This is a genomic window from Candidatus Symbiopectobacterium sp. NZEC135 (assembly GCF_025962695.1).
The window spans coordinates 1-947 of sequence record NZ_JAGFPF010000777.1 but is presented as its reverse complement, the minus strand read 5'-3'; the positions used below and the strand labels follow the sequence as shown (position 1 = coordinate 947).

Here is a 947-nt window from a genome sequence, read left to right as displayed (position 1 = left end):
CTTGAGTGAGCATGGCATTAATTTTGAGACCCTTGCTCGCCAGTTGTATCACGATCGCGAGGAAGTGACGGTACACGCGCGGCGCATATGGGGCGCGGTGCCGGGACGGCGCGACGAGCGTTAATTTTTATATTCGTCATCCTCGGCGAAAGCCGGGGATCTCTGCCAGAAGAAACGTGTTTTACCGGCCAGAGATTCCCGCATTCGCGGGAATGACGGAGGGTGGCGGGAATGACTGTTCTAGTAGGTTTGTCACCAACCTCATGCGTCGTTCGAGAAGAATGGCGTGTTTATTTCCCCGCTGTCAGCCGTAACTGCTGTAAATTCCCTTCCAGTGCCAAATCCGTGCGTAACGTTGCCACCTGACGACTCGCAAAGGCCATCTCACGCTGTGATTCCAGCTTGTGCCGCCATTTTTCCGGTACGGCATCCAACTGCTGATAAATCTGCTCCAACGTTCCCGCTTGGGCAAGCAGTTGACTGGCGCTTTTGGGGCCAATGCCCACTACACCGGGTATTTTGCTGCTGCTGATGCCTGCCAGCCCCCAGAAATCAGGCAGTTGCTGTGGTGAAACGCCAAACTCCTGGGCGATAAAAGGCACATCCAGCCAGCGCTTTTGAAAATAATCGCGAATCTGGATAGTTGGCGCCAGCAGTTGGCAGTAGCCCTTGTCGGTCGAGACAATTGTCGCCTGATGGCCAGCCTGGGCGACTTTGGTGGCGAGCGTTGCCGCCAAATCATCGGCTTCATTGCCTGGCGTATGCCAGCAGACAATGCCCATCGTTTCCAGCGCTTGCCGTATGTGCGACAGTTCCAGCGCCAGATTCTCTGGCATGGGCGGGCGGCCCGCTTTGTAGTCCGGCAGTAACTGGTGCCGCCAACTGTCGGCGCGCTGTTCATCATCAAACACCGCGACGGCGTGCGTCGGCTGGCTATGCTGTAGCAG

The 947-nt window shown here is 56.7% G+C and carries 1 protein-coding gene and 1 pseudogene; one reads left to right on the top strand and one right to left on the bottom strand.

Translation table 11 applies throughout. The features are described from left to right. A pseudogene (locus J5224_RS30380) lies at positions 1-124 on the top strand (23S rRNA (cytidine(2498)-2'-O)-methyltransferase RlmM); the annotation flags it as partial. 166 nt (positions 125-290) lie between these two features. Here the strand turns inward: J5224_RS30380 and xni are convergent. Continuing rightward, a partial coding sequence (gene xni, locus J5224_RS30375; protein ID WP_264628759.1) for a flap endonuclease Xni occupies positions 291-947 on the bottom strand: 657 nt, incomplete at its 5' end.